Source organism: Kitasatospora cystarginea (assembly GCF_039533515.1).
Taxonomy (GTDB): Bacteria; Actinomycetota; Actinomycetes; order Streptomycetales; family Streptomycetaceae; genus Kitasatospora; species Kitasatospora cystarginea.
This window is the reverse complement of the sequence record NZ_BAAATR010000003.1, coordinates 168,473-192,406: the sequence shown is the minus strand read 5'-3', so window position 1 is coordinate 192,406 and position 23,934 is coordinate 168,473. Positions and strand designations below refer to the sequence as shown.

The 23,934-nt window shown below is 71.7% G+C and carries 25 protein-coding genes; 14 read left to right on the top strand and 11 right to left on the bottom strand.

All coding sequences use genetic code 11. The annotated features are described in order from the left end of the window. Positions 1-289: 289 nt before the first annotated feature. Positions 290-637 (bottom strand): rodlet layer protein, encoded by a 348-nt coding sequence (locus ABD369_RS04770; RefSeq protein WP_344634915.1) that lies wholly within the window; start codon positions 635-637, stop codon positions 290-292. A 113-nt stretch (positions 638-750) separates the two neighbouring features. Beyond that, entirely contained in the window at positions 751-1,095 is a 345-nt protein-coding gene (locus ABD369_RS04765) for a rodlet layer protein (protein WP_344634914.1), read from the bottom strand. A gap of 327 nt (positions 1,096-1,422) precedes the next feature. Here ABD369_RS04765 and ABD369_RS04760 point away from each other — a divergent pair, with 327 nt between their 5' ends. After that, positions 1,423-2,088, top strand: coding sequence for a hypothetical protein (locus tag ABD369_RS04760; RefSeq protein WP_344634913.1), 666 nt, complete (start codon positions 1,423-1,425; stop codon positions 2,086-2,088). 71 nt (positions 2,089-2,159) lie between these two features. Here the strand turns inward: ABD369_RS04760 and ABD369_RS04755 are convergent, their stop codons facing one another. The 3 genes from ABD369_RS04755 to ABD369_RS04745 form a co-directional block, all read right to left on the bottom strand. Beyond that, on the bottom strand, positions 2,160-2,549 hold the full coding sequence (locus tag ABD369_RS04755) for a hypothetical protein (RefSeq protein WP_344634912.1): 390 nt from the start codon (positions 2,547-2,549) through the stop codon (positions 2,160-2,162). A 126-nt stretch (positions 2,550-2,675) separates the two neighbouring features. Next, a complete protein-coding gene (locus tag ABD369_RS04750; RefSeq protein ID WP_344634911.1) occupies positions 2,676-2,963 on the bottom strand; it encodes a chaplin in 288 nt (95 codons plus the stop codon). Positions 2,964-3,058: 95 nt separating this feature from the next. After that, positions 3,059-3,301, bottom strand: a complete 243-nt coding sequence (locus ABD369_RS04745; protein WP_344634910.1) for a chaplin — start codon at positions 3,299-3,301, stop codon at positions 3,059-3,061. A 544-nt stretch (positions 3,302-3,845) separates the two neighbouring features. Here ABD369_RS04745 and ABD369_RS04740 point away from each other — a divergent pair. Both ABD369_RS04740 and ABD369_RS04735 read left to right on the top strand, forming a co-directional pair. Further along, positions 3,846-4,085, top strand: coding sequence for a chaplin (locus tag ABD369_RS04740; RefSeq protein ID WP_344634909.1), 240 nt, complete (start codon positions 3,846-3,848; stop codon positions 4,083-4,085). A 330-nt stretch (positions 4,086-4,415) separates the two neighbouring features. Beyond that, complete coding sequence (locus tag ABD369_RS04735; protein WP_344634908.1) at positions 4,416-6,071, top strand: RICIN domain-containing protein; 1,656 nt, start codon at positions 4,416-4,418, stop codon at positions 6,069-6,071. 175 nt (positions 6,072-6,246) lie between these two features. Here the strand turns inward: ABD369_RS04735 and ABD369_RS04730 are convergent, their stop codons facing one another. Then, entirely contained in the window at positions 6,247-6,822 is a 576-nt protein-coding gene (locus ABD369_RS04730; RefSeq protein WP_344634907.1) for a DUF4291 domain-containing protein, read from the bottom strand. Between the two features lie 395 nt (positions 6,823-7,217). Here ABD369_RS04730 and lysA point away from each other — a divergent pair, with 395 nt between their 5' ends. Genes lysA through ABD369_RS04715 form a run of 3 tightly spaced genes read left to right on the top strand, consistent with a single transcriptional unit; the run spans position 7,218 to position 9,560 of the window. Next, a complete protein-coding gene (gene lysA / locus ABD369_RS04725; RefSeq protein ID WP_344634906.1) occupies positions 7,218-8,486 on the top strand; it encodes a diaminopimelate decarboxylase in 1,269 nt (422 codons plus the stop codon). 19 nt (positions 8,487-8,505) lie between these two features. Then, entirely contained in the window at positions 8,506-9,285 is a 780-nt protein-coding gene (locus ABD369_RS04720; RefSeq protein WP_344634905.1) for a DUF72 domain-containing protein, read from the top strand. Then, positions 9,282-9,560: an acylphosphatase gene (locus ABD369_RS04715; protein ID WP_344634904.1), complete on the top strand. Its 279-nt coding sequence runs from the start codon at positions 9,282-9,284 to the stop codon at positions 9,558-9,560. The genes ABD369_RS04720 and ABD369_RS04715 overlap by 4 nt, the downstream gene beginning before the upstream one ends. A gap of 36 nt (positions 9,561-9,596) precedes the next feature. Here the strand turns inward: ABD369_RS04715 and ABD369_RS04710 are convergent, their stop codons facing one another. Both ABD369_RS04710 and ABD369_RS04705 read right to left on the bottom strand, forming a co-directional pair. Beyond that, on the bottom strand, positions 9,597-10,487 hold the full coding sequence (locus ABD369_RS04710; protein WP_344634903.1) for a DMT family transporter: 891 nt from the start codon (positions 10,485-10,487) through the stop codon (positions 9,597-9,599). A 45-nt stretch (positions 10,488-10,532) separates the two neighbouring features. After that, positions 10,533-12,737: an FUSC family protein gene (locus tag ABD369_RS04705; protein ID WP_344634902.1), complete on the bottom strand. Its 2,205-nt coding sequence runs from the start codon at positions 12,735-12,737 to the stop codon at positions 10,533-10,535. A 224-nt stretch (positions 12,738-12,961) separates the two neighbouring features. Between ABD369_RS04705 and ABD369_RS04700 the strand changes: the two genes are divergently transcribed. After that, positions 12,962-13,477, top strand: coding sequence for a GNAT family N-acetyltransferase (locus tag ABD369_RS04700; protein ID WP_344634901.1), 516 nt, complete (start codon positions 12,962-12,964; stop codon positions 13,475-13,477). 50 nt (positions 13,478-13,527) lie between these two features. On the opposite strand, the gene ABD369_RS04695 is transcribed toward ABD369_RS04700, so the two are convergent. Continuing rightward, positions 13,528-14,136 (bottom strand): hypothetical protein, encoded by a 609-nt coding sequence (locus ABD369_RS04695; protein ID WP_425557532.1) that lies wholly within the window; start codon positions 14,134-14,136, stop codon positions 13,528-13,530. A 431-nt stretch (positions 14,137-14,567) separates the two neighbouring features. Between ABD369_RS04695 and hemL the strand changes: the two genes are divergently transcribed. The 7 genes from hemL to ABD369_RS04660 all read left to right on the top strand — a co-directional run bounded on the left by hemL (position 14,568) and on the right by ABD369_RS04660 (position 21,609). Next, complete coding sequence (gene hemL, locus ABD369_RS04690; RefSeq protein WP_344635096.1) at positions 14,568-15,902, top strand: glutamate-1-semialdehyde 2,1-aminomutase; 1,335 nt, start codon at positions 14,568-14,570, stop codon at positions 15,900-15,902. A 26-nt stretch (positions 15,903-15,928) separates the two neighbouring features. After that, positions 15,929-16,576, top strand: a complete 648-nt coding sequence (locus ABD369_RS04685) for a histidine phosphatase family protein (protein ID WP_344635095.1) — start codon at positions 15,929-15,931, stop codon at positions 16,574-16,576. Positions 16,577-16,721: 145 nt separating this feature from the next. After that, on the top strand, positions 16,722-17,321 hold the full coding sequence (locus ABD369_RS04680; RefSeq protein WP_344634900.1) for a TlpA family protein disulfide reductase: 600 nt from the start codon (positions 16,722-16,724) through the stop codon (positions 17,319-17,321). After that, positions 17,318-18,118: a cytochrome c biogenesis CcdA family protein gene (locus ABD369_RS04675; protein WP_344634899.1), complete on the top strand. Its 801-nt coding sequence runs from the start codon at positions 17,318-17,320 to the stop codon at positions 18,116-18,118. The genes ABD369_RS04680 and ABD369_RS04675 overlap by 4 nt, the downstream gene beginning before the upstream one ends. A 3-nt stretch (positions 18,119-18,121) precedes the next feature. Continuing rightward, entirely contained in the window at positions 18,122-19,951 is a 1,830-nt protein-coding gene (gene resB / locus ABD369_RS04670; RefSeq protein ID WP_344634898.1) for a cytochrome c biogenesis protein ResB, read from the top strand. 3 nt (positions 19,952-19,954) lie between these two features. Continuing rightward, positions 19,955-21,094: a c-type cytochrome biogenesis protein CcsB gene (gene ccsB, locus ABD369_RS04665; RefSeq protein ID WP_344634897.1), complete on the top strand. Its 1,140-nt coding sequence runs from the start codon at positions 19,955-19,957 to the stop codon at positions 21,092-21,094. Between the two features lie 164 nt (positions 21,095-21,258). Next, positions 21,259-21,609: a hypothetical protein gene (locus ABD369_RS04660; RefSeq protein WP_344634896.1), complete on the top strand. Its 351-nt coding sequence runs from the start codon at positions 21,259-21,261 to the stop codon at positions 21,607-21,609. 111 nt (positions 21,610-21,720) lie between these two features. Here ABD369_RS04660 and ABD369_RS04655 read toward each other — a convergent pair whose 3' ends face one another. Further along, positions 21,721-21,933 carry an acyl-CoA carboxylase subunit epsilon gene (locus ABD369_RS04655; RefSeq protein ID WP_344634895.1) on the bottom strand — a complete coding sequence of 71 codons (213 nt, stop codon included), beginning with the start codon at positions 21,931-21,933 and terminating at the stop codon, positions 21,721-21,723. 62 nt (positions 21,934-21,995) lie between these two features. Further along, entirely contained in the window at positions 21,996-23,597 is a 1,602-nt protein-coding gene (locus ABD369_RS04650; RefSeq protein ID WP_344634894.1) for an acyl-CoA carboxylase subunit beta, read from the bottom strand. Positions 23,598-23,934: the final 337 nt, after the last annotated feature.

The following is a 23,934-nucleotide window of genomic DNA, read 5'->3' as shown; positions in this document are numbered from 1 at the left end:
TGGCCCACAGAACGACATGGCTACGATCCGACTTCCGCGGCCCGGCCTCGCGCCGTTCCGTCCTGGGCCCAGCCGACGTGGATGATGGACCCTCGGCGCCCTGCGGACGGTGCCGACGGACTGTGAGACGTGGGCTCTACCTGGTGGTGCGGACGCCGGACCGACGCTCTGTCACACCCGGACGCACCGCAGTCGAACGGGTGGGTGTGTCGCGCCGTGCTCGCAAGAGGCCGCCGGGCCCGGGAGGAGACGCTCCCCCCGGACCCGGCGGTCAGGTGCTGCCGGGTGATCAGCCGATCAGGTGGCTGACGCCGCCGTCACCGCTGCCCTGGGTGGTCTGGCCGATGTCGCAGGTCTGCTGCGGGTTGGTGTTGAGGACACCGGCCTTGACCGGGATCGCGATGCCGACGAGCGCGCCGACGCCGATGTTGTCGATCTCGGGGAGGCAGAGGTTCGGGTTGTCGAGGGTGTGGAAGTTCGGGCTGTGGTTGCCGGTGGTGCCGGTGGCGTTGGTGCCGCCGTTGCCCTGGACCGAGGCGGAGGAGCCGTCCGAGTCGGTGATGGCCATGGCCGGGGAGGCGGCCATCGCGAGGCCGGCAGCGGCGGCGCCGAGGGTGGCGAGAGCCTTCTTGATCATCTCTGTTCCTTCGCGGATCTGATGGTGTGGGTGAAGCCGTTGAGCTGCCGAGGCGGCGGAGCAGGCGGCCCAGCCGCCTCGGGTGGTGCGCGTGCGGTGCGGGGGCGGGGTGATCAGCCGATCAGGTGGCCGACGCCGCCGTCGCCGCTGCCCTGGGTGCCCTGGCCGACGACACAGGTCTGCTTCGGGTTGGTGTTGAGGGCGTCCACCTTGACCGGGACGGCCACGCCGAGCACCGCGACCGCGACGTTGTCGATCTCGGGCAGGCAGACGTTCGGGTTGTCCATGAAGTGGAAGTTCGGGCTGTGGTTGCCCACGGTGCCGGTGGCGTTGGTGCCGCCGTTGCCCTGCATCGAGGCGGAGTGGCCGTCCGAGTCGCCGATCGCGACGGCGGGGGTGGACGCCGCAGCCACGGCGGCGGCAGCCAGGCCGATGGTCGCGAAAGTCTTCTTGAGCATGGGGGTACCTCTCTGAAATTCTTGGAGATTCGCCGTCTTGTTCGTCTGGCCAACCCGTCGTTGTCTTCAACGACCTCGGCTGGCTTTCGGTTGTTAGCCCGTCAGGGCGGATTCCCGGATCCTGCCGCCGTCGTGGCTGCGACGTTCAGATCAAAGAACGGCGGGCGGAAAAGTTACGGAGATTCTTCGAGGACTATTCAGGGGGTCATGCGGCTCTGCCGGCCGGTCGGATTATTAGGCCATGCTGGTTAACTCGGGCATTACCCGGGCCGGGGTGGTTCGTTTAGGCAGATTACAGCGAGACTCCCCAGAGAACGGTGAATTAGCATGAAGCTCTCGAAGCGGGCCGGTGCACTGCTGCTGGCGGCCGGTGCCGGTGTCCTGACGGCGCAGGGCGCGGCTGCCGCCGAAACGATGACGCCGAATCAGGTGTCAGCCCTGGAGGGCCAGCTGTCCACCCAGGAGGTGCCCTTCGAGATCCCGCTCGGCGCGGCCACCGACCGCCTCCCGCTGCTGCCCGAGGGCGGGAAGGTCAGCGGCGGCATCCCGAGCTCGCTGGTGATGCCGCCGGTGCCCGAGGAGCGGCCGCAGGGCCACGTGCTCCCGGAGGAAGTCGTTCCCTCGCTCACCGTCGGCCGGGTCGGCCCCGCCCTCAACGCCGACCTGCCGCTGCCCACCGCCGACCAGTCCGCCAAGCTCGGGGACCTGGCGGCGGACGTCCCGGCGATCCCGATCAAGACCGCCGGTCCGGCGCTGGGGCTCGACCAGCCGGTCACCTATGGCGAGGGCACCAGCGACGAGCTGACCAGCGGACAGATGGAGTTCGGCGAGATCAAGCCGCAGCTGATCACCAAGCCGGTGCAGGCCATCCCGGGCGCCAAGGCGTCCCTCGGTGGGCAGGACGACCGGCTCTCGGTCACCGATGCGGCGCGGAACCTGACCGTGACCGGCACCGCCACGGTCGCCGAGGCGCTGAACCAGGCCGACCTCTGACGGCCGCCCGGAGCGGCGCGGAGCCCGGCACTTCCCGCGAGGTGCCGGGCTCCGCCGCGTGTCCGGCACTGTCAGCCGGGAAGGACGCCGAGCAGCGGGCCGACCCCCGCCAGGTCCTTCGGGCCGCCGCCGGCGCTCAGCGGGCCGGTCAGCGCGGAGCTCTGGACGGGCCTGAGGCCCTGGTCGGGTTCCACCGAGACGCCGTTGTCGAACACATCGGCCCCGGAGTTCGCCCAGGGGTCGAGCCGCAGCTCCTTGGCGGGCTTGAGGGCGTACGTGAGCGCCCCCGTGGTGCCGGCCAGGGCGGGGTCGACCTCGACCTTCTGCAGCTCGGTCGAGGGTTCCGACGGGGCCTTGCCGGTGGTGGCGGGCGCGGCGGAGGCGGCCGGTGCGGCGGAGGCGAGCAGCAGCGCCGCGCCCAGTGCGGTCAACAGACCGGCGCCGGCGGTGATTCGAGGCATGGGGACGAGTCCTTCGGGTCGGTGGGATCGGGTGTTCGGGCCCGGCCGCCGGGAGCGGGGCGGGGTCCAAGCGAACTGCCCCCCGGCCGAGGGCCGAGGGGCAGCTGGGGCACGGCTGGGGAGGTCTCAGCAGTCGCCGCTGGTGGGCGTGGCCTGCGCTTGCCCCATCGGGGCGTCCACGTTGGCGCAGGAGTTGCCGAACGCCGGGTTCAGCAGGCCGACGATGTCGATGGAGTTGCCGCACAGGTTCACCGGGACGTGCACCGGGACCTGGACCGCGTTGCCGGAGAGCACGCCGGGCGAGCCCGCGGCGGCGCCCTCGGCGCCGGCGCTCGCGTTGGCGACACCGGCACCGGCCAGCACCAGGCCGGCGGCGGCGCCGGTCAGGACAGCGGCCTTCTTCACGTTCTGCATGGGGGTCGATCTCCTAGATCACACACGGGAGGGGCGTGCCGCGCCCGGACGGGACCGGGCGCGGCACGGACGCAGCCGACTCGGCCGCGGCCGGTTCAGCCGGCGTTGGCGCAGGAGTTGCCGAACGCCGGGTTGAGCAGGGCGACGATGTCGACGGTGTTGCCGCACAGGTTCACCGGGACGTGCACCGGGACCTGGACCAGGTTGCCGGAGAGCACGCCGGGCGAGCCGGCGGCGGCACCCTGGGCACCCGCGCTGGCGCTGGCGGCACCGGCGGTGCCCAGGACCAGGCCGGCGGCGGCGATCGAGAGAACGGCAACCTTCTTGACGTTGCGCATGGTGGGCTTTCCTCCGTTTGTCTGCCCGACGTCTGACGGTCGGGGTACCGGGCGAATCGGAACCATCGCCCGTTGGTTTTCGGTTGGGCCGTGGCTTTCGTTCACGCGGCCGAAGACGTGCGGGCCGCCCGTGGCTCGGGCGTTTCCCGGCCGCTCTGTTCAGCGCCCCGCCGCCTGTTCTCGCACGGCCGGGAACAGGCGTTCAGCGGGGCATCCGGGGAAGGCCGCGCAGCGGACCGAAATCCGGTGGCGGGCCGCCCTCCTCGGGAGTTCATGGGGCTTGGTGCAGGTTTTTTCTGCGGATCCTGCCTTGGTGAGTGGAGCGTGTTTCGCCAGTAAGAACGACGGGGCGGGCGGTGGGAAACGGGCGGATTTCGCGATCACCCGAACGCCGTTCATTAGTGCCAACGGGTGAATGTGGACGAGGGCGCGCAACCGGACTGTGGAGGTCTCGTTGGGACAGACGCACGCCTGTGCGCTTCCCAGGTCGTGGCCCAATTCCGCGGCGGCGCTTGGAAGATCTGATTCAACGAGGAGACCCAATATGAGCATCAAGAAGGCCGCCGCCGTCGGCGCCGCCGTGGTCGGCATGGTCGCGGCCGGGGCCGGTACCGCCATGGCGAGCGCCGGCGCCGAGGGTGCCGCCACCAACTCCCCCGGTGTCGCCTCCGGCAACAACGTCCAGGTGCCGGTGCACATCCCGCTCAACGTCTGCGGCAACTCGATCGACGTCGTGGGCATCCTGAACCCGGCCTTCGGCAACAACTGCGCGAACGCCGGCTGACACCACCCGCCGACGTCCGGCGCAACCGCGCCCGGGGACTTCGTGCTTCCTCCGGTCGGTTCGTCACTCGGAGCCGCCACCCTCCGCCTTACCCCTCCTGGGGCGTGCAGGGTGGCGGCTCCGCCGCGTTCCCGGGCGGCCTTGACGGCCTGCGGCGAAGTCCGTTCTGACCCTTGTTGAGCTACTTGTCAGTACCTAACATGTGAGGCCGACTCACCTTCTGCCGTCCGGACTCCCGTACGCCCCCAGGTCCCGGACGGCGGAACACGCTCCATGCTCCGCGCCGTCCGGCGCACGCCGGACGGTCCCCCACCCTCCAAGGAGTCATGCGTGACCAGGTCACACCTGTTAGGTGCGGGCAGATACCGGCCGGCGGCCCTGCTGGCCGCCGCTGGGCTGATCGCGACCTTCACCCTCGCGGGCGCCCCGGGGGCCCTCGCCGCCGCGCCCGCGGCCCCGCACGCCGACAAGCCGGCCGCCATCGTCGCCCTCGGCGACAGCGCCATCTCCGGTGAGGGCGCGGGTACCGACACCAACGACGCCTACGTCTCGGGCACCGACACCCCCACCGACTACTGCCACCGGCACGACAAGTCGGAGATCTTCGTCACCGGACTGCCCGACGTCACCCCGATCGACCTGGCCTGCTCCGGTGCCCAGACCGGCGACCTGGTCAGCGACCCGGAGCTGGCCAAGATCACCGGAGGCGGCAGCGGGGACTTCGGCGAGCCCAAGCAGGACGTCCAACTCGCCGACGTGGCAAGCAGGTACAACGTCAAGATGGTGGTCGTCACGATCGGCGCCAACGACGACTTCGACTTCAGCGGCATCATGCTCGGCTGCCTGGCCCAGTACTTCCCGATCCCCAAGTCGCAGGGCTGCCGCGACACCATCGGCAGCGACGCGATCCGGCAGCGCGCGGTCAAGGTCATCCCCAAGGTGGTGGCCGCGCTGACCAGCGTCCGAGGCGCCATGCGGGGCGCGGGCTATCCGGACTCCTCGTACCAGCTGGTCTACCAGTCCTACTTCACCCCGATCACCCCGGACATCCGGCGCAACGACTACATCGGCAAGATCGCCGATGGCTGCCCGGCCTTCCCCGAGGACCTCGCCTGGGGTCACAACTTGGTGGTGCCCACCTTCAGCGACGCCCTGCGGCAGGCGGCCTCCCAGGTGTCCGGCGTGCGCTACCTGGACCAGCGGCGGGTCAGTTACGGCCACGAGGTCTGCGCGGAGTGGACGAGTTCACCGTACGAGTACGCCAACGGCGACGTCATCGACCTCTCGGAGAAGACCCGCAACGGCTGCGACTCGCAGATCAGCATCCCGGGCGTCTGCATGAACATGGTGCGCCAGTCGTACCACCTGCGGGTGGCCGGCTATGCGGCCGAGGCGCGCTGCCTGGCCCAGTTCTACCAACTGCCGGGCCAGCAGGAGGCGTTCTGCACCCTGAACCAGCAGAACGCCACCTCGATCGAACCGCTGACCCCCGGCCGGCCCTTCCCCGACAAGCCCGAGGACGGCGCCTGGTACCAGCTCACCAACACCGCCACCGGCCAGGTGCTCGACCTCTCGGGCGGCGGGACCTACGGTGACAGCACCAACGGGCGCGGCGCGATCACCTATTCCGCGACCGGCGGGCTGAACCAGTCCTTCGTGCTGGAGGCCAAGCCGGGCGGCAGCTTCGAGCTGGACTTCAGCGGCAACCGCAACATGTGCCTGGACGCCAACGCGGCCTCCACCGCGCCCGGTACCCGGCTGCAGCAGTGGGGCTGCAACGGCGGCGGCAACCAGCGCTGGATCTTCAAGCCGGGCGCCGACGGCAGCTACCGGCTGGCCGACTCCCAGGCCCCGGGCGTGGTCGCCACCGCCTCGAACCAGCTCGACGCCCAGGGCAACCCGCAGGTCGTGCTGGCCGAGGACGCCGGCGCGGCCGCCCAGTCCTGGCAGCTCACCAAGCTCGGCATCGTCTACGTGCACGGCTGAGACCGGCCGGGCGGTCGCACAACTCCTCAAGCGGCGCGGGGAATTGTGCGACCGCCAGGTGCGTTCGTGGGGCGTCCCGGATTCCGTGCCGTCCGGAGGCGCAGCGCTCCTTTGAGGCGTACGGCCGTCAAGTTCCCCGCACCGCCGGTGAGTTGCCAGCCGGTGCGACGGGTGGTCAGTCGGCCCCGATCCGCGCGGCCAGGCCGTCCGGTAGCGGGTACGGGTGCTCGGCCGGCAGCAGCGCGGATTCCCGTTCGCGCCGCAGCCGTTCGGCGAGCGGCGTCACGTCCGTGATCGAGGTGATCCACCCGCCGACGTAGCGCCGCACCGCCTCGCCCCGCAGTCCGACCTGGAGCGCGCGCCAGGGCAGCGGCTGCAGACCGAGACCCCGCTCCGGATCCCACTGCACCCGCACCGGACTCCTGCGCACCTCGCGCCGCCACTGGTCGCGCGAGCGGTGCACCCGGGAGTCGTACGGGCTGAGCGCGGAGTTGGCCAGTGCCCACTCGAAGCCGTCCCGCCGGATGTCGATCGCCAGGACCCGCTCCTGCCCGGCGCTGCGGGCCCAGTCGCTGCGGTGCATCAGCCACAGGAAGGACGGCTTGATCCAGGTCATCCGCTCCGTCCTGAAAGTCTCGGGGAAGCGCCCGGTTGCGGCGGCCGGCTCGGCGATCTCGGGGGAGAACGCCTGGTAGACCGTGATCGTCTCGTCGGTGTAGGCGGCGCGGATCTGACGGCTCGGCGTGCGCATGGGGCGATCCTTCCCTACCCGCCCGCCCGGCCGCAGGTCTTCAGTCGGGGCCCGGCCCCGTGTCACCGCCGAGAGCGCACTGCCGGCCGGGCGTCCCCCGTCGGCGTGCTCTCCTGGCCGGTCGGACGGCGCCTTCCGCGGTCCGCCTCCGGACAGCCGCCGGCGGCGCTTGTGGCCCCGGTTTTTCAGGGCTGCCACCGGCTGGGCAAGAAACCCTGCGCCGTCACCGAGACGTCGCCGAAAGGTTTCCAGCACCCCTTCTGAACAGGGTGTTTCGCCCATCCCGAGTCCCGGTCGCGGGGCTTCCGAGGCGTGGACAGCCCTGCGATCAACGGCCCTTCTCAAGCAGGATTGCGGTGCAGCAACTCCTACCGGCGTGAGAGACGGACCGGACCATGACGACCTCTGCCCCTGCCTTCCCCGGCTCCCTCGACGGCCCCCGGCTCGCCCGGATCGCCGAGCAGTACGGCACGCCGTCCTGGGTCTACGACGCCGAGCCGATCCGCTCCCAGATCGCCAGGCTGCGCGTCTTCGACCAGATCCGGTTCGCGCAGAAGGCCTGCTCCAACATCCACATCCTGCGGCTGATGCGCGAGCACGGCGTCGCGGTGGACGCCGTCTCGCTCGGTGAGCTGGAGCGCGCCCTGGCCGCCGGGTTCGAGCCCGACGGCCCCGATGAGCCCGTCGTCTTCACCGCCGACCTGCTCGACCGGCCGACCCTGCGCCGGGTGACCGAACTCGGCGTCCCGGTCAACGCGGGCTCGCCGCAGATGCTCGACCAGCTCGGCCGCACCTCCCCCGGCCACCCGGTCTGGATCCGGATCAACCCCGGCTTCGGCCACGGACACAGCCGCAAGACCAACACCGGCGGCGAGCAGAGCAAGCACGGCATCTGGCACGAGCACCTCGCCGAGAGCCTCGCCCTGGTCGACCGGTACGGCCTGGACCTGATCGGCTTCCACATGCACATCGGCTCCGGGGTGGACTACGGCCACCTGGAGGCGGTCTGCGAGACCATGGTCAAGCAGGTCCGGCTGTCCGGCCACGACATCCGCGCCATCTCGGCGGGCGGCGGCCTCTCCGTTCCGTACGCGCCCGGCCAGCCCGAGGTCGACACCGACCGCTACTTCCGGCTCTGGGACTCCGCCCGCCGCGAGCTCGCTGCCGAACTCGGCCACCCGGTACGGCTGGAGATCGAGCCCGGCCGCTTCCTGGTGGCCTCCTCCGGCGTGCTACTGAGCGAGGTGCGGGCGCAGAAGCCGGTCGGCGGCAACCACTTCGTTCTGGTCGACGCGGGCTTCAACGACCTGATGCGGCCCGCGATGTACGGCAGCAGCCACCGGGTCACCGTGCTCGACCCGTCCGGTGAGCCCCGGCTCGCCCAGGGCCGCGACACCGTGCTGGCCGGGCCGCTGTGCGAGTCCGGTGACGTCTTCACCCAGGCCCCGGACGGCGACGTCGAGCCGATCCCGATGCCCGCCGCCGAGATCGGCGACCTGGTGGTCTTCCACGACACCGGCGCGTACGGCGCCAGCATGTCCTCCACCTACAACTCCCGGCCGCTGATCCCGGAGATCCTCACCGACGGCGCCGACACCCGGCTGATCCGCCGCCGCCAGAACGTCGCGGACCTCCTCGCGCTGGAGGCGGACCTTCCCGGATAGGGCGTGCTTCCATGGAGATATGGCCCTGTTCGTCGGCACCTCGGGCTGGCAGTACGACGACTGGCGCGGCCGCCTCTACCCGAAGGAGACGCCGCGGCGGCTCTGGCTGGAGGAGTACGCCCGGCGGTTCGGCACGGTGGAGAACAACAACGCGTTCTACCGCCTGCCACCGCCCGAGACCTTCGCCGAGTGGCGCTCCCGCGTCCCCGACGACTTCGTGATGGCGGTCAAGGCGAGCCGCTACCTCACCCACATCAAGCGCCTGCACGACCCGCAGGAGCCGGTCCAGCGGCTCTGCACGGCCACCACCGGACTCGGCCCGCGGCTCGGCCCGATCCTGCTCCAGCTCCCGCCCACCCTGCGGGCCGACCCCGCACTCCTCGACACCTGCCTCGGCTGCTTCCCGCCCGGCACCCGGGTGGCGGTCGAGATGCGCCACGAGTCCTGGTGGACGCCCGAGATCCGCCACGTCCTCACCCGGCGCGGCGCCGCCCTCTGCTGGGCCGACCGCCGGGCCCGCCCGGTGGCCCCGCTGTGGCGCACCGCCGACTGGGGCTACCTGCGCTTCCACGCCGGCCTCGCGCAGCCCTTCCCCAGGTACGGCAAGCAGTGCCTCACCCACTGGCTGGCCCGGCTGACCGAGTCCTGGCCGGACGACTACGACGACGTCTACGTGTACTTCAACAACGACCTCGGCGGTGCGGCCGTCCTCGACGCGACCGTGTTCGCCGCCGCCGCGGCCTCGGCAGGCCGTACAGTCAGCCGTACCCCTGCCACCGTTCCAGCGAGGTACGCATGATCCGCAGCCGGGTGATCGTCTCGGGCCAGGTCCAGGGCGTGTTCTTCCGCGACACCTGCCGCCAGGTCGCGCAGCGGCACGGCGTGGCCGGCTGGGTGCGCAACCTGCCGGACGGCACCGTCGAGGCCGTCTTCGAGGGCCCGTCCGCGGCCGTCGCCGAACTCCTCAGGTGGGCCCAGCACGGCCCGGAGGCGGCGGTCGTCGACGGAGTCCGCCGGCACGAGGAGGCCCCCGAGGGCCTCATCACCTTCGAGATCCACCCGACCCCCTGGTAGCGGTGCGCGGTTCCCCGCTCCCTCAAGAACCCCGCCTCAGCGGTGCCCGGCCTTCGCCGGCTCCGCCGCGACGACCAGTCCGGTCAGCGGGATCCGCGCCAGGGTGACGGCGGCCACCGCCACCAGCGCGGCCCCCAGCAGCGCGGGCGCCAACCACCAGCCGCCGCGCACCCGTTCGTCGTACAGCGTCACCCCGAGGGCCAGGCTCACCAGCGCGTCCCCGAGAGTCAGCGCGGGTTGCGAGGCCACCAGCGGCCCGGCCTGCATCGCGTTCTCGAACAGGAACAGCGCCGACACGCCCGCCAGCGCGAAGGCGTAGGTCTGCCAGGCCAGGAAGAACGCGGAGACGCCGTCCTCGCCCAGGACGTACATCGCCGACTTCATCAGAGCCGCGGTGAGCGCGTAACCGATCGCCGCCGCCGCACCCAGGCAGCCCGCCCTGACCCGGCCCACCGGACGTCGCAGCGCGACCAGCGACAGCAGGACCACCGCCCCGCCGCAACCGACCAGCGCGGGCACCCAGCGGACCATCGGCGCGTGCGGGACCCCGGCGCTCGGCGACAGCGCGACCATCGCCACCGCCAGACCGGCCACCACGCACCCCACCGCCATCCAGCCACGCGGCGGCATCCGGCGGTGCAGGACCCGGGAGGCGATGATCAACGCCAGCGGCAGCTCGACCACGAACAGCGGCTGGACCACCGTCATCGCCCCGGTGGCCAGCGCCGAGGCCTGGAACACGGCGGCGGCGATCACCGCCAGGATGCCGCCCAGCCAGACCGGGCGCCGCAGCAGGTCCCACATCAGCCCCAGCCGGAACCGCTCCGAGCGCGGCACCGAGAGCGCGGCCACCCGCTGCAGCACCACGGCCAAGGCATTGCTCAAGGCGGCGCACAGCGCGAACAGGACGGGCAGCAGCACCTGCATGCTCCTGTTCTGCTCCCACCCGCCGCGTCCCGCAACCCCGGCCGTTCACGCCGCCCCGGGCCACCCCGGCGCTTCGGCCCGGATCCGGTCCAGATCCAGTGCCAACCCCTGGAGCCAGACCCCGGTGTCGAACAGCAGCAGGCGCCCGGCCGGTACGCCGTCCGCCCCGTCGCCGGGCCGGTCCACCGGCACCGGCCGCGGGCCGGCCCCCGCCAGGCCGCGCGGGTCGGTGCGCAGCCGCTTCTCGTGTTCGGAGCACTCTCGCAGCGGGGCGAGCCGTTCGGCGAGGGCCAGGTACTCGCCGGCCAGCCGGGCCGAGGTCTCGCGCAGTCCGTTGCCGGGCCGTTCACTGACGGATCCGTCCTCGGCCGTCCGGGCACCGAGCAGCCGGTTCGAGCCGCGCACCGCGTGGTGGCCCGCGATGAGCGCGGCCTGCCAGTCGACGCCGTCCGCCCGCAGATCGCCCGGTTCGCTCAGGCACTGGGCGTACGAGGCCTCGGCCAGGGTCAGGGTGTGGATCACCCGGGCCTGGGAGAGCCCGGGTTCCGACCGGTGGCCGGTCACCGCCTGGACCGTGTCGGTGACCGTCGAGGCGATGATCCGCAGCACGGTGGCGACATCGCGCCGCAGCTCGCCGCGCACCCCGTGCGGCCAGGCGAACAGCCCGCACAGCAGACCGATGAGACTGCCGGTGAGGACGGCCACGAACCGGCTCTCGGCCAGCTGCCAGCTCGCCGGCGCCAGCTGGGCGAACACCATGGACACCACCACGGTGAACAGCCCCTGCGCCCAGCCGACTCCCAGCAGCGGCCCGAGCAGGAAGGCCGCCAGCATCACCACGGGCAGGCCGGCCGCGTACGCGCCCCGGTGCTGCCCGATGGCCACCAGCAGGAACGCCGCGGCCAGCGCACCGACCAGGCTGCCGACGAGCGCCCGGCGGACCGTCGCACCGGTCTGGGCGCTACTGGTACGGGTCAGGGTCAGCGCGGCGAGCAGGGCCCAGAAGCCGTGCGGGATGGCGATCACTCCGGTGACCGCCCGCGCCGCCGCCAGACCCAGGCTGGTCCGGGCGGCGTTCTGGAAGAACACGGACCGTCGGCTGAAGTTCCCGGTCAGCCGCAGCCCCCACAGCCGCCAGCCGGGCAGTCGGGCGAACCAGAGCGGACCGGCCGCGAGGTCCGCGGGCAGCTCCCTCCCGCCGGTCGCCACGGTGATCGCCCCCAGCAGGGTCCTGGCCGCCTCCCCGGCCTCCACCAGCGCGGCCTGGCGGAGCATCGCCGCCCGCAGGGCGGCCCGGTCGGCGTGACCCGAGCCGCAGCAGACCCGCTCGCGCCGGAAGTCCCGCAGGGCACCGTCCAGTGCGGACGCGGGCGGTGCCGCGGTCACCGGCCCGGGCGCCCGCAGCGCCTCGGCGGCCCGCCCCACGACCGCGCCGATCCCCGCCAGCAACCGCCGCTCGGTCGCCTCCTGCCCCCAGCCGGGCTGCGGCGACGGCAGGGCCGACAGCCGGGCCAGCAGCTGCCGTACCGAACCACCGGCGTAGGCCAGCGCCCGGTCGTGCCGCGAGGGGCCGGCCGGCCGCTCCGCCGGCGGCACCGTGCCGGGACTCAGCGCCTGGCCCGCCAGGCAGGCCCGCTCCCGCGTGTCCGGCCGCAGGCCCGCCCGGGCGTCCACCCCGCGGGCCAGCTCGTCGGCGCAGCCGGCCGCGACGGCCGTCGCGTCGGCCAGCAGTGTCCGGTACCCGACCGGCGGCGGGTCGCGGAAGAGCAGCACGTTTGCGGCCACCAGCAGCACCACCCCGAGCGTCACCCCGGCGAGCCGCTGCTCCAGGGTCTGCGGTGCGAACGGCGGGAAGCACGGCAGGATGTAGAGCAGGTGCAGCCCGGGAGCCGCCCCGGCGGGCCGCGGCCCGGCCGCCGCCGCGAAGGCCAGCACGAAGCTGACCGCCAGGGTGCCCGCGACGGCCGCCCAGGTGCTGACGGCCAGGAGGGTGCCCGCGGTCACCAGTGCCCACCCGACCGGCAGGGCGCGGGCGATCACCGCCGCCCGCTGCCGCCCGGTGCCGGGGATCCGGGACAGTGAGCCCATCGCCACGGCGGCGAACAGCGCGTAGGTCGCCGTCACCGGCTTCTCCAGCAGGTACAGGCAGGGATAGAAGCCGGCGCAGGCGGCGAGCGTCACCCGCGCCGCGTTCCGCGCGACGGGAGCCGCCGGGGCACTGGAGAGGACGCCGGGAAGCAGCGACCGCACCGCCCCGCCTCCGGGACTTCGACCAGGGGGTGAGCTCTCCATGGGCCTCTGCGCTCCTGCTGCCCCCGCGCTCCAGCATGGCACCGCCCGGATCCCCCCGCACGGTGCGCCGAAAGACCCGTGACAGCCCGGAGCGAACCGCGCGGCCCCGACGTTGCGAGATCACGGAGTGCCCGTCCGGGCCTCCACCCACCGGTATCCCCACGACCCGGGACGAGGACCGAATGTACGTAGTCTCCAGCGACCGCCTGCGGCTGCGCCCGCTCTCCACGGCCGACACCGACTGGTGGGTGCGGCTGCACGCCGACCCCGAGGTGGGTCGCTTCGTCGGCAGCTACACCCGGGAGCAGGCCGAAGCCCGGCTGCGCGGCATCGAGGAGCAGTGGGAGCGGCGCGGCCACGGCCTGTGCGCGATCGAACTGGCGGCGACCGGTGAGACGATCGGCCGGGCCGGCCTGTTCTGGTGGGAGCAGTTCGACGAGACCGAGGCCGGCTGGACCCTTGCCCGCGCCCACTGGGGCCACGGCTACGCGACGGAGGCCGCCCGTGCCGTGCTCGACTGGGGCTTCGGCCCCCTCGCGCTGCCCCGGATCACGGCGATGATCCACCACGGCAACCACGGCTCGACCGCCGTCGCCCGACGTCTCGGCTTCACCCCGCTGCGCGAGGACGAACTCGCCGGCCGCCCGCTCACCGTGCACGTCCTGACCCGCACCGGCCACCGCACCGACCGCATCTGACGGCCGGAGAGCTCCGGCCGGCCGTCACGCGCCTGACGGCCCGCCGGAGCTCACGGCCAGACCAGGCAGTACAGCTGGTGCCCCGCCTCGTGCAGCCGGTTGGCGAAGTCCTGCCACTCGTGGAGCATCGTGTAGATCACGAACGCGTCGCGCGGGCCCCGCCGGTCGGGAACGGTGGACCAGATGAAGGCGGCGGCGCCGAGCTCGGTCTCGTCGGCCTTCCGCAGCGGTTCGACCACGGTGTGCGGGAGCTGGACCACGGCGTAGTCGGGGTGGAGCACGACCAGTTCGAGCGGCGGGACCTGGTGGAGCGGGACGCCCTTGATGCCGGTGAGCACCATGGCACTCATGGTCTCCGGCTTGATCTTGGTGGAGAGGTGGCCGTTGGGGGAGCCGCTGGTCTCCATCAGGTCGCCGAGGCGTCCGAGGGAGCCGAGCTCCCCGGCTTCGAGGCCGAGACCGCCCGGGCCGAGCGCGGTCGGGACTCTGGCGGCGGTGGCTCGGTCGGGTGCCCCGAAGTACTTGTAGGTGACCCCCACTCTGCCCTCGCCCCGCCTTCCCCTGCCCGCACCCGTTCCCCCGCCCGCGGCCCCGGTGGACCGGCGGGATGCACCCGCGGCCTCCTCGAAACCGTCCTGCGTCTCGGACACTCGGACCATCCTCACCGGAATTCGCCGGAATCGACAGACCCCCGCACGCTCGGCGTCCTCCGAACGTGCCCCTTACCCGTCCTGCGTCGCCGTACACGCGTCAGCTGCCCCGCGCGCACCTGCGCTGTCCGCACCCGCCGCGGCCGTCGTCCGCGAGAGGTGTCCCGCGCCCTGTGCCGCCTGCACGGCGCGGTGGTAGTACGGATAACCGCACAAACCCTACAAACCCTACAGACCGTACAGGCTGTTCGGCCCATCCGGACGGGATCTCCCGTCAGATCGGCGTCCTGAGCGGGACACCGTCCCTTCCCGCCCGCCGAGGGGAAGGAGGGGCCGTCCGCCGGGGCGGTCGCAGTACACGGATCATCGTTCCAGATGATCGGGCCCGACATGCGGAGGTAAAGGACACGATTTGAGACCATGTCCGGGTGACCAACCCGATGAGCTACCCGTACGAGGCACCTCAGTCCCAGTCGCTGTTCGACCGCGCCTCGGTCGTGACCCCCGGCGGCGTCAACTCCCCGGTGCGCGCCTTCCGCGCCGTCGGCGGCACCCCGCGCTTCATGGTGTCCGGCACCGGCCCCTACCTGACCGACGCAGACGGCCGCGAGTACGTCGACCTGGTGTGCTCCTGGGGGCCGATGATCCTGGGGCACGCGTACCCGGCGGTGATCGACGCCGTCCAGCAGGCGGTGTCCCGCGGCACCTCCTTCGGCACGCCCGGCCAGGGCGAGGTCGAGCTGGCCGAGGAGATCGTGGCCCGGGTGGCCCCGGTCGAGCAGGTCCGGCTGGTGTCGAGCGGCACCGAGGCGACCATGTCGGCGATCCGGCTGGCCCGCGGCTTCACCGGCCGCGCCAAGGTGATCAAGTTCGCCGGCTGCTACCACGGACATGTGGACGCGCTGCTGGCCGCCGCCGGTTCCGGCGTCGCGACCTTCGGCCTGCCGGACACGCCGGGTGTCACCGGAGCCCAGGCGGGTGACACCATCGTCCTGCCCTACAACGACCTGGACGCGGTCCGGGCGGCCTTCGCCGCGCACCCGGGTGAGATCGCCTGTGTGATCACCGAGGCGTCCCCGGGCAACATGGGCGTGGTCCCTCCGCTGCCCGGCTTCAACAAGGGGCTGGCCGAGCTCTGCCGGCCGGCCGGCGCGCTGTTCATCTCGGACGAGGTGATGACCGGCTTCCGCGTCTCCAGGGCGGGCTGGTACGGCCTGGAGGCGGCTCACGAGGGCTGGGCCCCCGACCTGCTCACCTTCGGCAAGGTGATGGGCGGCGGCTTCCCGGCGGCGGCCTTCGGCGGCCGCGCCGACGTGATGGCCCAGCTGGCCCCGGCCGGCCCGGTCTACCAGGCCGGCACCCTCTCCGGTAACCCGGTCGCCACCGCGGCCGGCCTCGCCCAGCTGCGCGGCTGCACCGACGAGGTGTACGCCACCGTCGACCGGGTGGCCGCCGAGGTCTCCGGGCTGGTGGCGGAGGCGCTGGCCAAGGAGGGCGTGGTCCACCGCCTGCAGAAGGCGGGGAACATGTTCTCGGTGTTCTTCACCGACGAGCAGGTCACCAACTACGACGAGGCCAGGCGCCAGCAGGCGTACCGCTTCAACGGCTTCTTCCACTCGATGCTCAGCCAGGGCGTCTACCTGCCGCCGTCGGCGTTCGAGTCCTGGTTCGTCTCGGCCGCGCACGACGAGCGGGCGATCGAGCGGATCGCCGCCGCCCTGCCCGCGGCCGCCCGTGCGGCGGCCCAGGCCCAGCCCACGGAGGGAAGCAAGTGACCAAGGAGACCACCGTCGTCCACCTGATGCGGCACGGCGAGGTGCACAACCCGGAGGGCATCCTGTACGGGCGCCTCCCCGGCTACCACCTCTCGGAGCTGGGCCGGCAGATGGCCGACCGGGTCGCCGACTACGTGGCCGACCGCGACATCACCCACGTGGTGGCCTCGCCGCTGACCCGCGCGCAGGAGACCGCCGAGCCGATCGGCAAGGTGCACGGCCTGGAGGTGGCCGTGGACGAGCGGCTGATCGAGGCGGAGAACGTCTTCGAGGGCAAGACCTTCGGCGTGGGCGACGGATCGCTGCGCAACCCCGCGTACTGGAAGTACCTGACCAACCCGTTCAAGCCGTCCTGGGGCGAGCCGTACCTGGAGCAGGTGGTCCGGATGATGGGCGCGCTCGCCGCGGCCCGGGACGCCGCGCGCGGGCACGAGGCGGTCTGCGTCAGCCACCAGCTGCCGATCTGGATCGTCCGCTCGTTCGCCGAGCGCCGCCGGCTCTGGCACGACCCGCGCCGCCGGCAGTGCTCGCTGGCCTCGCTCACCAGCTTCACCTACGAGGGCGACCGGATCGTCTCGATCGGCTACCGGGAGCCGGCCCGCGACCTGCTGCCGGCCCACCTGGTCGGCAAGGGCGGCAAGGGCAAGCCGGTGGGCAAGAGCTTCGGCGCCTGAGGGCCGGCCCGCTGTTCGGAAGATCCAATCGGACATTGCCCGAAATAAGCGGATCATAAGTGCAGGAACAGCAGGTCAGAGGGGGTCCGGCAGGCAAGGCCGGACCCCCCTGAAACCACCTGAAGTCCCATGCGAAACTTTTCACATGTCTGGGACGCCCCGCCGCCGTATCCGCCTCGCCGCCACCCTCGGCGCCGTCGCCGCACTCGCCCTCACCGGCTGCAGCTCTGGCTCGTCCAGCAGCGGAGGACAGACCGGTTTCGTCAGCGGCAAGGGCGGTCTGGAGACCGCCCCGGCGGCCGACCGCGGGGCGGCCCCGGAAATCTCGGGCAAGACCCTGGACGGCGGCAACGCGTCGCTCGCCGACTTCAAGGGCAAGGTCGTGGTCCTCAACATCTGGGGCTCCTGGTGCGGCCCCTGCCGGGCCGAGGCCGCAGGCCTCCAGGCGGTCTCGCAGAAGTACAAGGACAAGGGCGTCCAGTTCCTGGGCATCAACACCCGTGACACCGACCCGTCCCTCGCGGTGCGCTTCGAGCAGAACTTCGGCGTGACCTACCCGAGCATCTACGACCCCGAGGGCACCCAGATCCTGAAGTTCCCCAAGGGCAGCCTGAACCCGCAGTCGATCCCGACCACGATCATCGTGGACCGCGAGGGCCGGCTCGCCGCCCGGTCGCTGCACGCGATCTCCTCGGACGACCTGGAGTCGCTGCTGCAGCCCGTCGTCGACGAGAAGTCCCAGTGAGCGCGGCCCTCCTCACGCAGGTGCCGCAGGTACCGCTCGCGCTGGGGGAGACCAACGCGACGGTGGCCGGCGGGGCCATCCTGCTCGCAGTCCCGATCGCGCTCGCCGCCGGGCTGGTGTCCTTCTTCTCGCCCTGCGTGCTGCCGCTCGTCCCGGGCTACCTCTCCTACGTCACCGGCTTCTCCGCCGCCGACCTGGCGGACGCCAGGGGCTCGCGGCGCGGCCGGATGCTGCTCGGCTCGCTGCTGTTCGTGCTCGGGTTCAGCGCGGTGTTCGTCTCCGGGGGTGCGCTCTTCGGCTTCTTCGGCCGTACCCTGCTCGACCACCGGCACACCATCAACACCGTGATGGGCGTGGTGACCATCGTGATGGGCCTGGCCTTCATGGGTCTGCTGCCCGGCTTCTCGATGCGCGAACTGCGCTCGCACCGCCGCCCCGCAGTCGGACTGGTGGGCGCACCCCTGCTCGGCATCGTCTTCGGGGTCGGCTGGACGCCCTGCATCGGTCCGACCATGGCCTCGATCCAGACGCTGTCGCTCAGCCAGGCCGACGCCGGGCGCGGTGCGCTGCTGATGTCCATGTACTGCCTCGGCCTCGGCGTACCGTTCATCGTGGCCGCGCTCGCCTTCCGCAAGGCGCTCGGCGCCTTCGGCTGGATCAAAAAGCACTACCAGTGGGTGATGCGGATCGGCGGCGGCATGCTCGTCACGGTCGGCCTGCTGCTGGTCACCGGCGGCTGGGACGCGCTGGTGAACCAGCTCCAGTACGCCACCCAGAACTTCTCGATCGGAATCTGACCCGTGAGCGACACCCGAACCCGCGCACCCGAGGGCCCCGAGGACGTCACCGACGCGGAGGCCGAGCGGCTCAGCAGCGCGCCCGCCGAGACGGACTCGCCGACCGGCATAGGAGTGCTCGGCTGGTTCCGCTGGATGTGGCGTCAGCTGACCTCGATGCGGGTCGCGCTGATCCTGCTGTTCCTGCTCTCGCTGGCCGCCATCCCCGGCTCGCTGATCCCGCAGACCAGCCAGAACTCCTTCAAGGTCGAGACCTGGAAGGCCGCGCACAAGTCGCTCACGCCGATCTACGAGAAGCTCCAGCTGTTCGACGTCTACAGCTCGGTCTGGTTCTCGGCGATCTACATCCTGCTGTTCGTCTCGCTGGCGGGCTGCATCATCCCGCGTACCTGGCAGTTCGTCGGAGTGCTGCGCGCCAAGCCGCCGGCCGCGCCGCGCAACCTCACCCGGATGCCGGTCTACGCCGCCTGGCACACCGACGCCGACCCCGAGGCGGTCAACCGGGCCGCGTACCAGCGCCTGAGGAAGCGCGGCTTCCGGGTGCACATGGAAGAGGCGGGCGCGGTCGCCGCGGAGAAGGGCTATCTGCGCGAGGTCGGCAACCTGCTGTTCCACTTCTCGCTGTTCGCGCTGCTCGCCGGCTTCGCCTGGGCCAGCCTGGCCAGCGGCCAGGGCGGCAAGCTGGTGATCGTGGGCCAGGGCTACTCCAACACCACCACCCAGCTGGACGACTTCACCGGCTCGGCCTTCTACACCAGCGACGACCTGGACCCCTTCGGTTTCAAGCTGGACGGTTTCACCGCCGAGTACCAGACCGGCGGCGACCAGATGGGCACCCCCCGCGAGTACGCGGCGCACATCCGGTATTGGACCGGCTCCGACGACACCAAGCTGACCAAGGCCGACATCGAGGTCAACCACCCGCTGGAGATCGGCGGCAGCAAGGTCTTCCTGATCGGCCACGGCTACGCCCCGGTGGTCACGGTCAAGAACGCCAAGGGCGAGACCGTGTACGCGGGCCCGACCGCCTTCCTCCCGCAGGACGGCAACCTCACCTCCACCGGTGTCGTCAAGGTCAACGACTACGGCGAGAAGGACGGCAAGAAGACCCAGCTCGGTTTCCAGGGCTACTTCCTGCCGACCGCGCCGGTGAACTTCGAGCAGACCGGGCCGGTCTCGCTCTTCCCGGCCGCGGCCGAGCCGATGCTGGTGCTCACCGCGTACGCGGGAGACCTGGGCACCGACTCCGGCCTGCCGCAGAACGTGTACCAGCTGAACACCCAGCACCTGACCCAGCTGAAGCAGGACGGCGACATCGCCAGGGCCCGGCTGAAGCCCGGTCAGGGCTGGAGCCTCCCGGACGGCTACGGCACCGTCACCTTCGACGGCTACCAGGAGTGGGCCAGCTTCACCGTCTCCCACCGGCCGGGCAACGCGATCGCCCTGACCGGTGCGGTCTGCGCGATCCTCGGTCTGATCGGCTCGCTGTTCGTGCAGCGCCGCCGGATCTGGGTCCGGGCGGTCACCACCCCCGACGGCCGCACCCTGGTCGAGGCCGCCGGACTGGCCAGGAGCGAGTCCGCCAAGATCGCGGAGGAGCTCGCCGAACTCGCCGTCGACCTCCAGGACGACGCCCCGGCGACCGAGTCCGAGTCCGAGTCGGCGACCGAGCCCGGGTCCGAGCCCGCCGCGAAGCCCGAAGCGCGGGCCGAGGACGCGTCGGACGCCGAGGAAGCCCCCACCGCCGAGTCCACCCCCGCTTCGGACGAAGCAGTCGTGTCGGACAAACCGTCAGGCCCCACATCCCCCGCCGACCCGAGCTCCAAGGAGTAGACGGTGCATCTCGCCTCGGGAGTCGACCTCCAGCTGGCCGACCTCTCCAATAAGTTGATCTACTCGGCGATGGCCGTGTACCTGATCGCGATGTTCGCCTACATGTTCGAGTGGACGTTCGGCAGCAAGGGGGCGGTCGCCGTCCGCTCCGTCGAGCAGGCCAGTTTGGCCGAGACCGTGGCGGCCGCGAACGAGCCCGTCAAGGCGGCCAAGCGGGTCACCGTCACGGTCGCCTCGGCGAACGGCGGGACCACCACCCTGACCCGCACCGCACTGGCCGACGCCGGCGCCACCGTGGTCACCAGCGGCCGTGGCGAGGCCGATGCGGTCGACGGCCCGGGCGCCGCCGGCACCAGCGAGAAGGGCGACCTGGTCGGTCGGATGGCCGTCTCGCTGACCGTCCTGGGCGCCCTGCTGCACGCCGGTGCCGTGGTCAGCCGCGGCCTCTCGGTGATGCGCTGGCCGTGGGGCAACATGTACGAGTTCTCCTGCGCCTTCGGCCTCACCATGGTGCTCGCCTACCTGGGTCTGCTGGTCGCCAAGAAGAAGGCCCGCTGGCTCGGCCTGCCGGTCATGCTGGCGGTGCTGCTCACCCTCGGCCTCGCGGTGAGCGTGCTGTACACCGACTCCGAGCAGCTCGTCCCGGCCCTGCACTCCTACTGGCTGGCCATCCACGTCTCCACCGCGATCATCTGCGGCGGCTTCCTGTACGCGGCCTTCGTGACCACCCTGCTCTACCTGGGCAAGGACCGCTACGACCAGCGCGCCGCCGAGGGCCTGACCACCGGTCCGCTGGGCACCCCGGCCTCGGTCTGGCAGCGGCTGCCCGCCGCCTCCTCGCTGGACAGGCTCTCGTACCGGATCAACGCGATGGTCTTCCCGCTGTGGACCTTCACCATCATCGCGGGCGCGATCTGGGCCGAGGCGGCCTGGGGCAAGTACTGGGAGTGGGACCCGAAGGAGACCTGGTCGTTCATCACCTGGGTGGCCTACGCCGCGTACCTGCACGCCCGGGCCACGGCCGGATGGAAGGGCCGGAAGGCGGCCTATTTGGCCCTGTTGGCCTTCAGCTTCTATCTGTTCAACTTCTACGGCGTCAACATCTTCATCACTGGCAAGCACTCCTACGCCGGTGTCGGCTGACCGTCCGTCCCACCCGCCCTGCCGCTCGCTCGGCGGCAGGGCGGTTCGTACCAGTACTTTCCGTTCTCAGTTGTTCTTACCCGTCCCAAGGCCGCGAGGAGGGCCGCACGATGGAGTGCGATGAGGTCATGCTGACCGTCCGAATCACCGCTACGGAGAGAGCCTTGCTCCGTCGGCTCGCGCAGGGCCACCGCAGCGACGTCTCCGAGGTCGTCGCCGACGGGCTGCTGGACGTCCTGCCCACCCTGCACTGCACCGCCGACGCCTACCGCCTGCTCGGCGCACTGACCCAGCCGGCCCCCTGCGCCCAGACCGTCTGGCTCCCCGCCCCGCTGGCCGACCTGCTCGTGCTGGCCGCCGGCCGGGTCGCCCAGTCCACCGGTGTCCGGCTCGACTCCGCCTGCGCCATGCTCGGCGCCGCCGTCCGCCTCTGGCTCTCCCAGGACCCGCAGCGCCTGGCCACCAACCTCGCCGTCATGCACGCCGGGCGCCCGGCGGCGTTGGCCGCCGCCTGAACGCATCCGGGCCGAGCCCCGGACCGGACGACGACGGCGCCCGCCCTGCGGCCGTACTCCTCGGAGTACGGCCGCAGGGCGGGCGCTCGCCACAGGCGGCCTGCAGGACCGTCAGGCGGCCTGCTGCCAGCTGACCGGGGAGAAGTACGCCGGGCGGCGCTCCAGGCGCTGCCAGTTGGCGATCGGCTCGACCACGGCGGTCTGGACGGCGGCGGCCTGGGCGGCGGCCGCACGGGCCATCAGGACGGCGGTGAGGGCGGCCAGTTCCTCGTCGGTGAGGGAGCCGCGGACGATGCGTACGAGGGGTTCGGCGGAAGCGCTCATGGTTGTGGTTTCTCCCCCGGATCAAGAAGTCTGGTGTGGGACCGACGGGCCTGGGCGGCCTGTTACATCGGCGGGTTGCCGTGCTTGCGGCTGGGCAGGTCGGCGTGCTTCGTGCGGAGCATGGCGAGGGCGGAGGCCAGCACGGTGCGGGTCTCGGCGGGGTCGATGACGTCGTCCACGAGGCCGCGCTCGGCCGCGTAGTACGGGTGCATCAGCTCGTCCTTGTACTCCTTGATCTTCTGCGCGCGCATCGCCTCGGGGTCTTCTGCCGCGGCGATGTCCCGGCGGAAGATCACGTTGGCGGCGCCCTCGGCGCCCATCACCGCGATCTCGTTGGTCGGCCAGGCGTAGGACAGGTCCGCGCCGATCGAGCGGGAGTCCATCACGATGTAGGCGCCGCCGTACGCCTTGCGCAGGATCAGCGAGATCCGCGGCACGGTGGCGTTGCAGTACGCGTACAGCAGCTTGGCGCCGTGCCGGATGATGCCGCCGTGCTCCTGGTCCACACCGGGCAGGAAGCCCGGCACGTCCAGCAGGGTGACCAGCGGGATGTTGAACGCGTCGCACATCTGCACGAAACGCGCGGCCTTCTCACTGGAGTTGATGTCGAGCACGCCGGCCAGTGACTGCGGCTGGTTGGCGATGATCCCGGTGACGTGGCCGTCGATCCGCGCCAGCACGCACAGCACGTTGGTCGCCCACCGCTCGTGGACCTCCAGGTACTCGCCGTGGTCGACGACCTCCTCGATGACCTTGCGCATGTCGTACGGGCGGTTGCCGTCCACCGGCACCAGGTCGAGCAGTGCCTCGCAGCGCCGCTCGACCGGGTCGTCGTTCACCGCGGCCGGCGGCATCTCCCGGTTGTTCTGCGGCAGCAGCGACAGCAGGTAGCGCACCTCCTCGATGCACGACTGCTCGTCGTCGTACACGAAGTGCGACACGCCGGAGACACCCGAGTGGACGTCGGCACCGCCGAGCCCGTTCTGGCTGATCTTCTCGCCGGTCACCGCCTGGACCACGTCCGGGCCGGTGATGAACATCTGCGAGGTCTCGCGGACCATGAACACGAAGTCCGTCAGCGCCGGCGAGTACGCCGCACCGCCCGCGCACGGGCCGAGCATCACCGAGATCTGCGGGATGACACCGGAGGCCTTGGTGTTGCGCTGGAAGATGCCGCCGTAGCCGGCCAGCGCGGTGACGCCCTCCTGGATCCGGGCGCCGGCGCCGTCGTTCAGCGAGACCAGCGGCGCGCCGGCCGCGATGGCCATGTCCATGATCTTGTGGATCTTCTGCGCGTGGGCCTCGCCCAGTGCGCCGCCGAAGATCCGGAAGTCATGGGCGTAGGTGAAGACCGTCCGGCCGTGCACGGTGCCCCAGCCGGTGATCACACCGTCGGTGTGCGGCTTCTTCGCCTCCAGGCCGAACCCGCTGGCCCGGTGCCGGCGCAGTGGCTCGACCTCGCGGAACGAGCCCTCGTCCAGCAGCAGATCGATCCGCTCGCGCGCCGTCAGCTTCCCCTTGGCGTGCTGCGCCTCGGTGGCCTTCTCGCTCGGGCCCCGGCGGACCTTCTCCCGGAGATCGTGCAGCTCGGCCACCCGCCCGCGCGCATCGGCCGGGATCTCGGGGATCTCGTCGCCGACCGGCGCCTCGTGCAGAACCGTCATCTCGAACCACTCCAAGTGTGAGGGAACTGTCCGACAGCCGGCCTGCGGTGGCGGCGGCTGCTGCTGCGAACACTTCTTCACCTACGACACTACGAGGGTTCGGGCCCGGGTTTCGGCGTCGATTCCGTACAAGGTCGGGCCCGAGAACATGTGAAAGCCGTACAGAAAGCATGAGCGGCGTACCGCTCACCCATAGCTCGGGGTCGGCTACCGGGGGATGTGGCGGATGATCGGTGTGATGCACCGATTCCGCAGGTCAGCGCGGCAGGCCGGGCGCGCGACGGAGGTTCGGACGGATGTCCGGCGAGGCGGTGCGGGAAGCGGGGGCGGCGCCCGG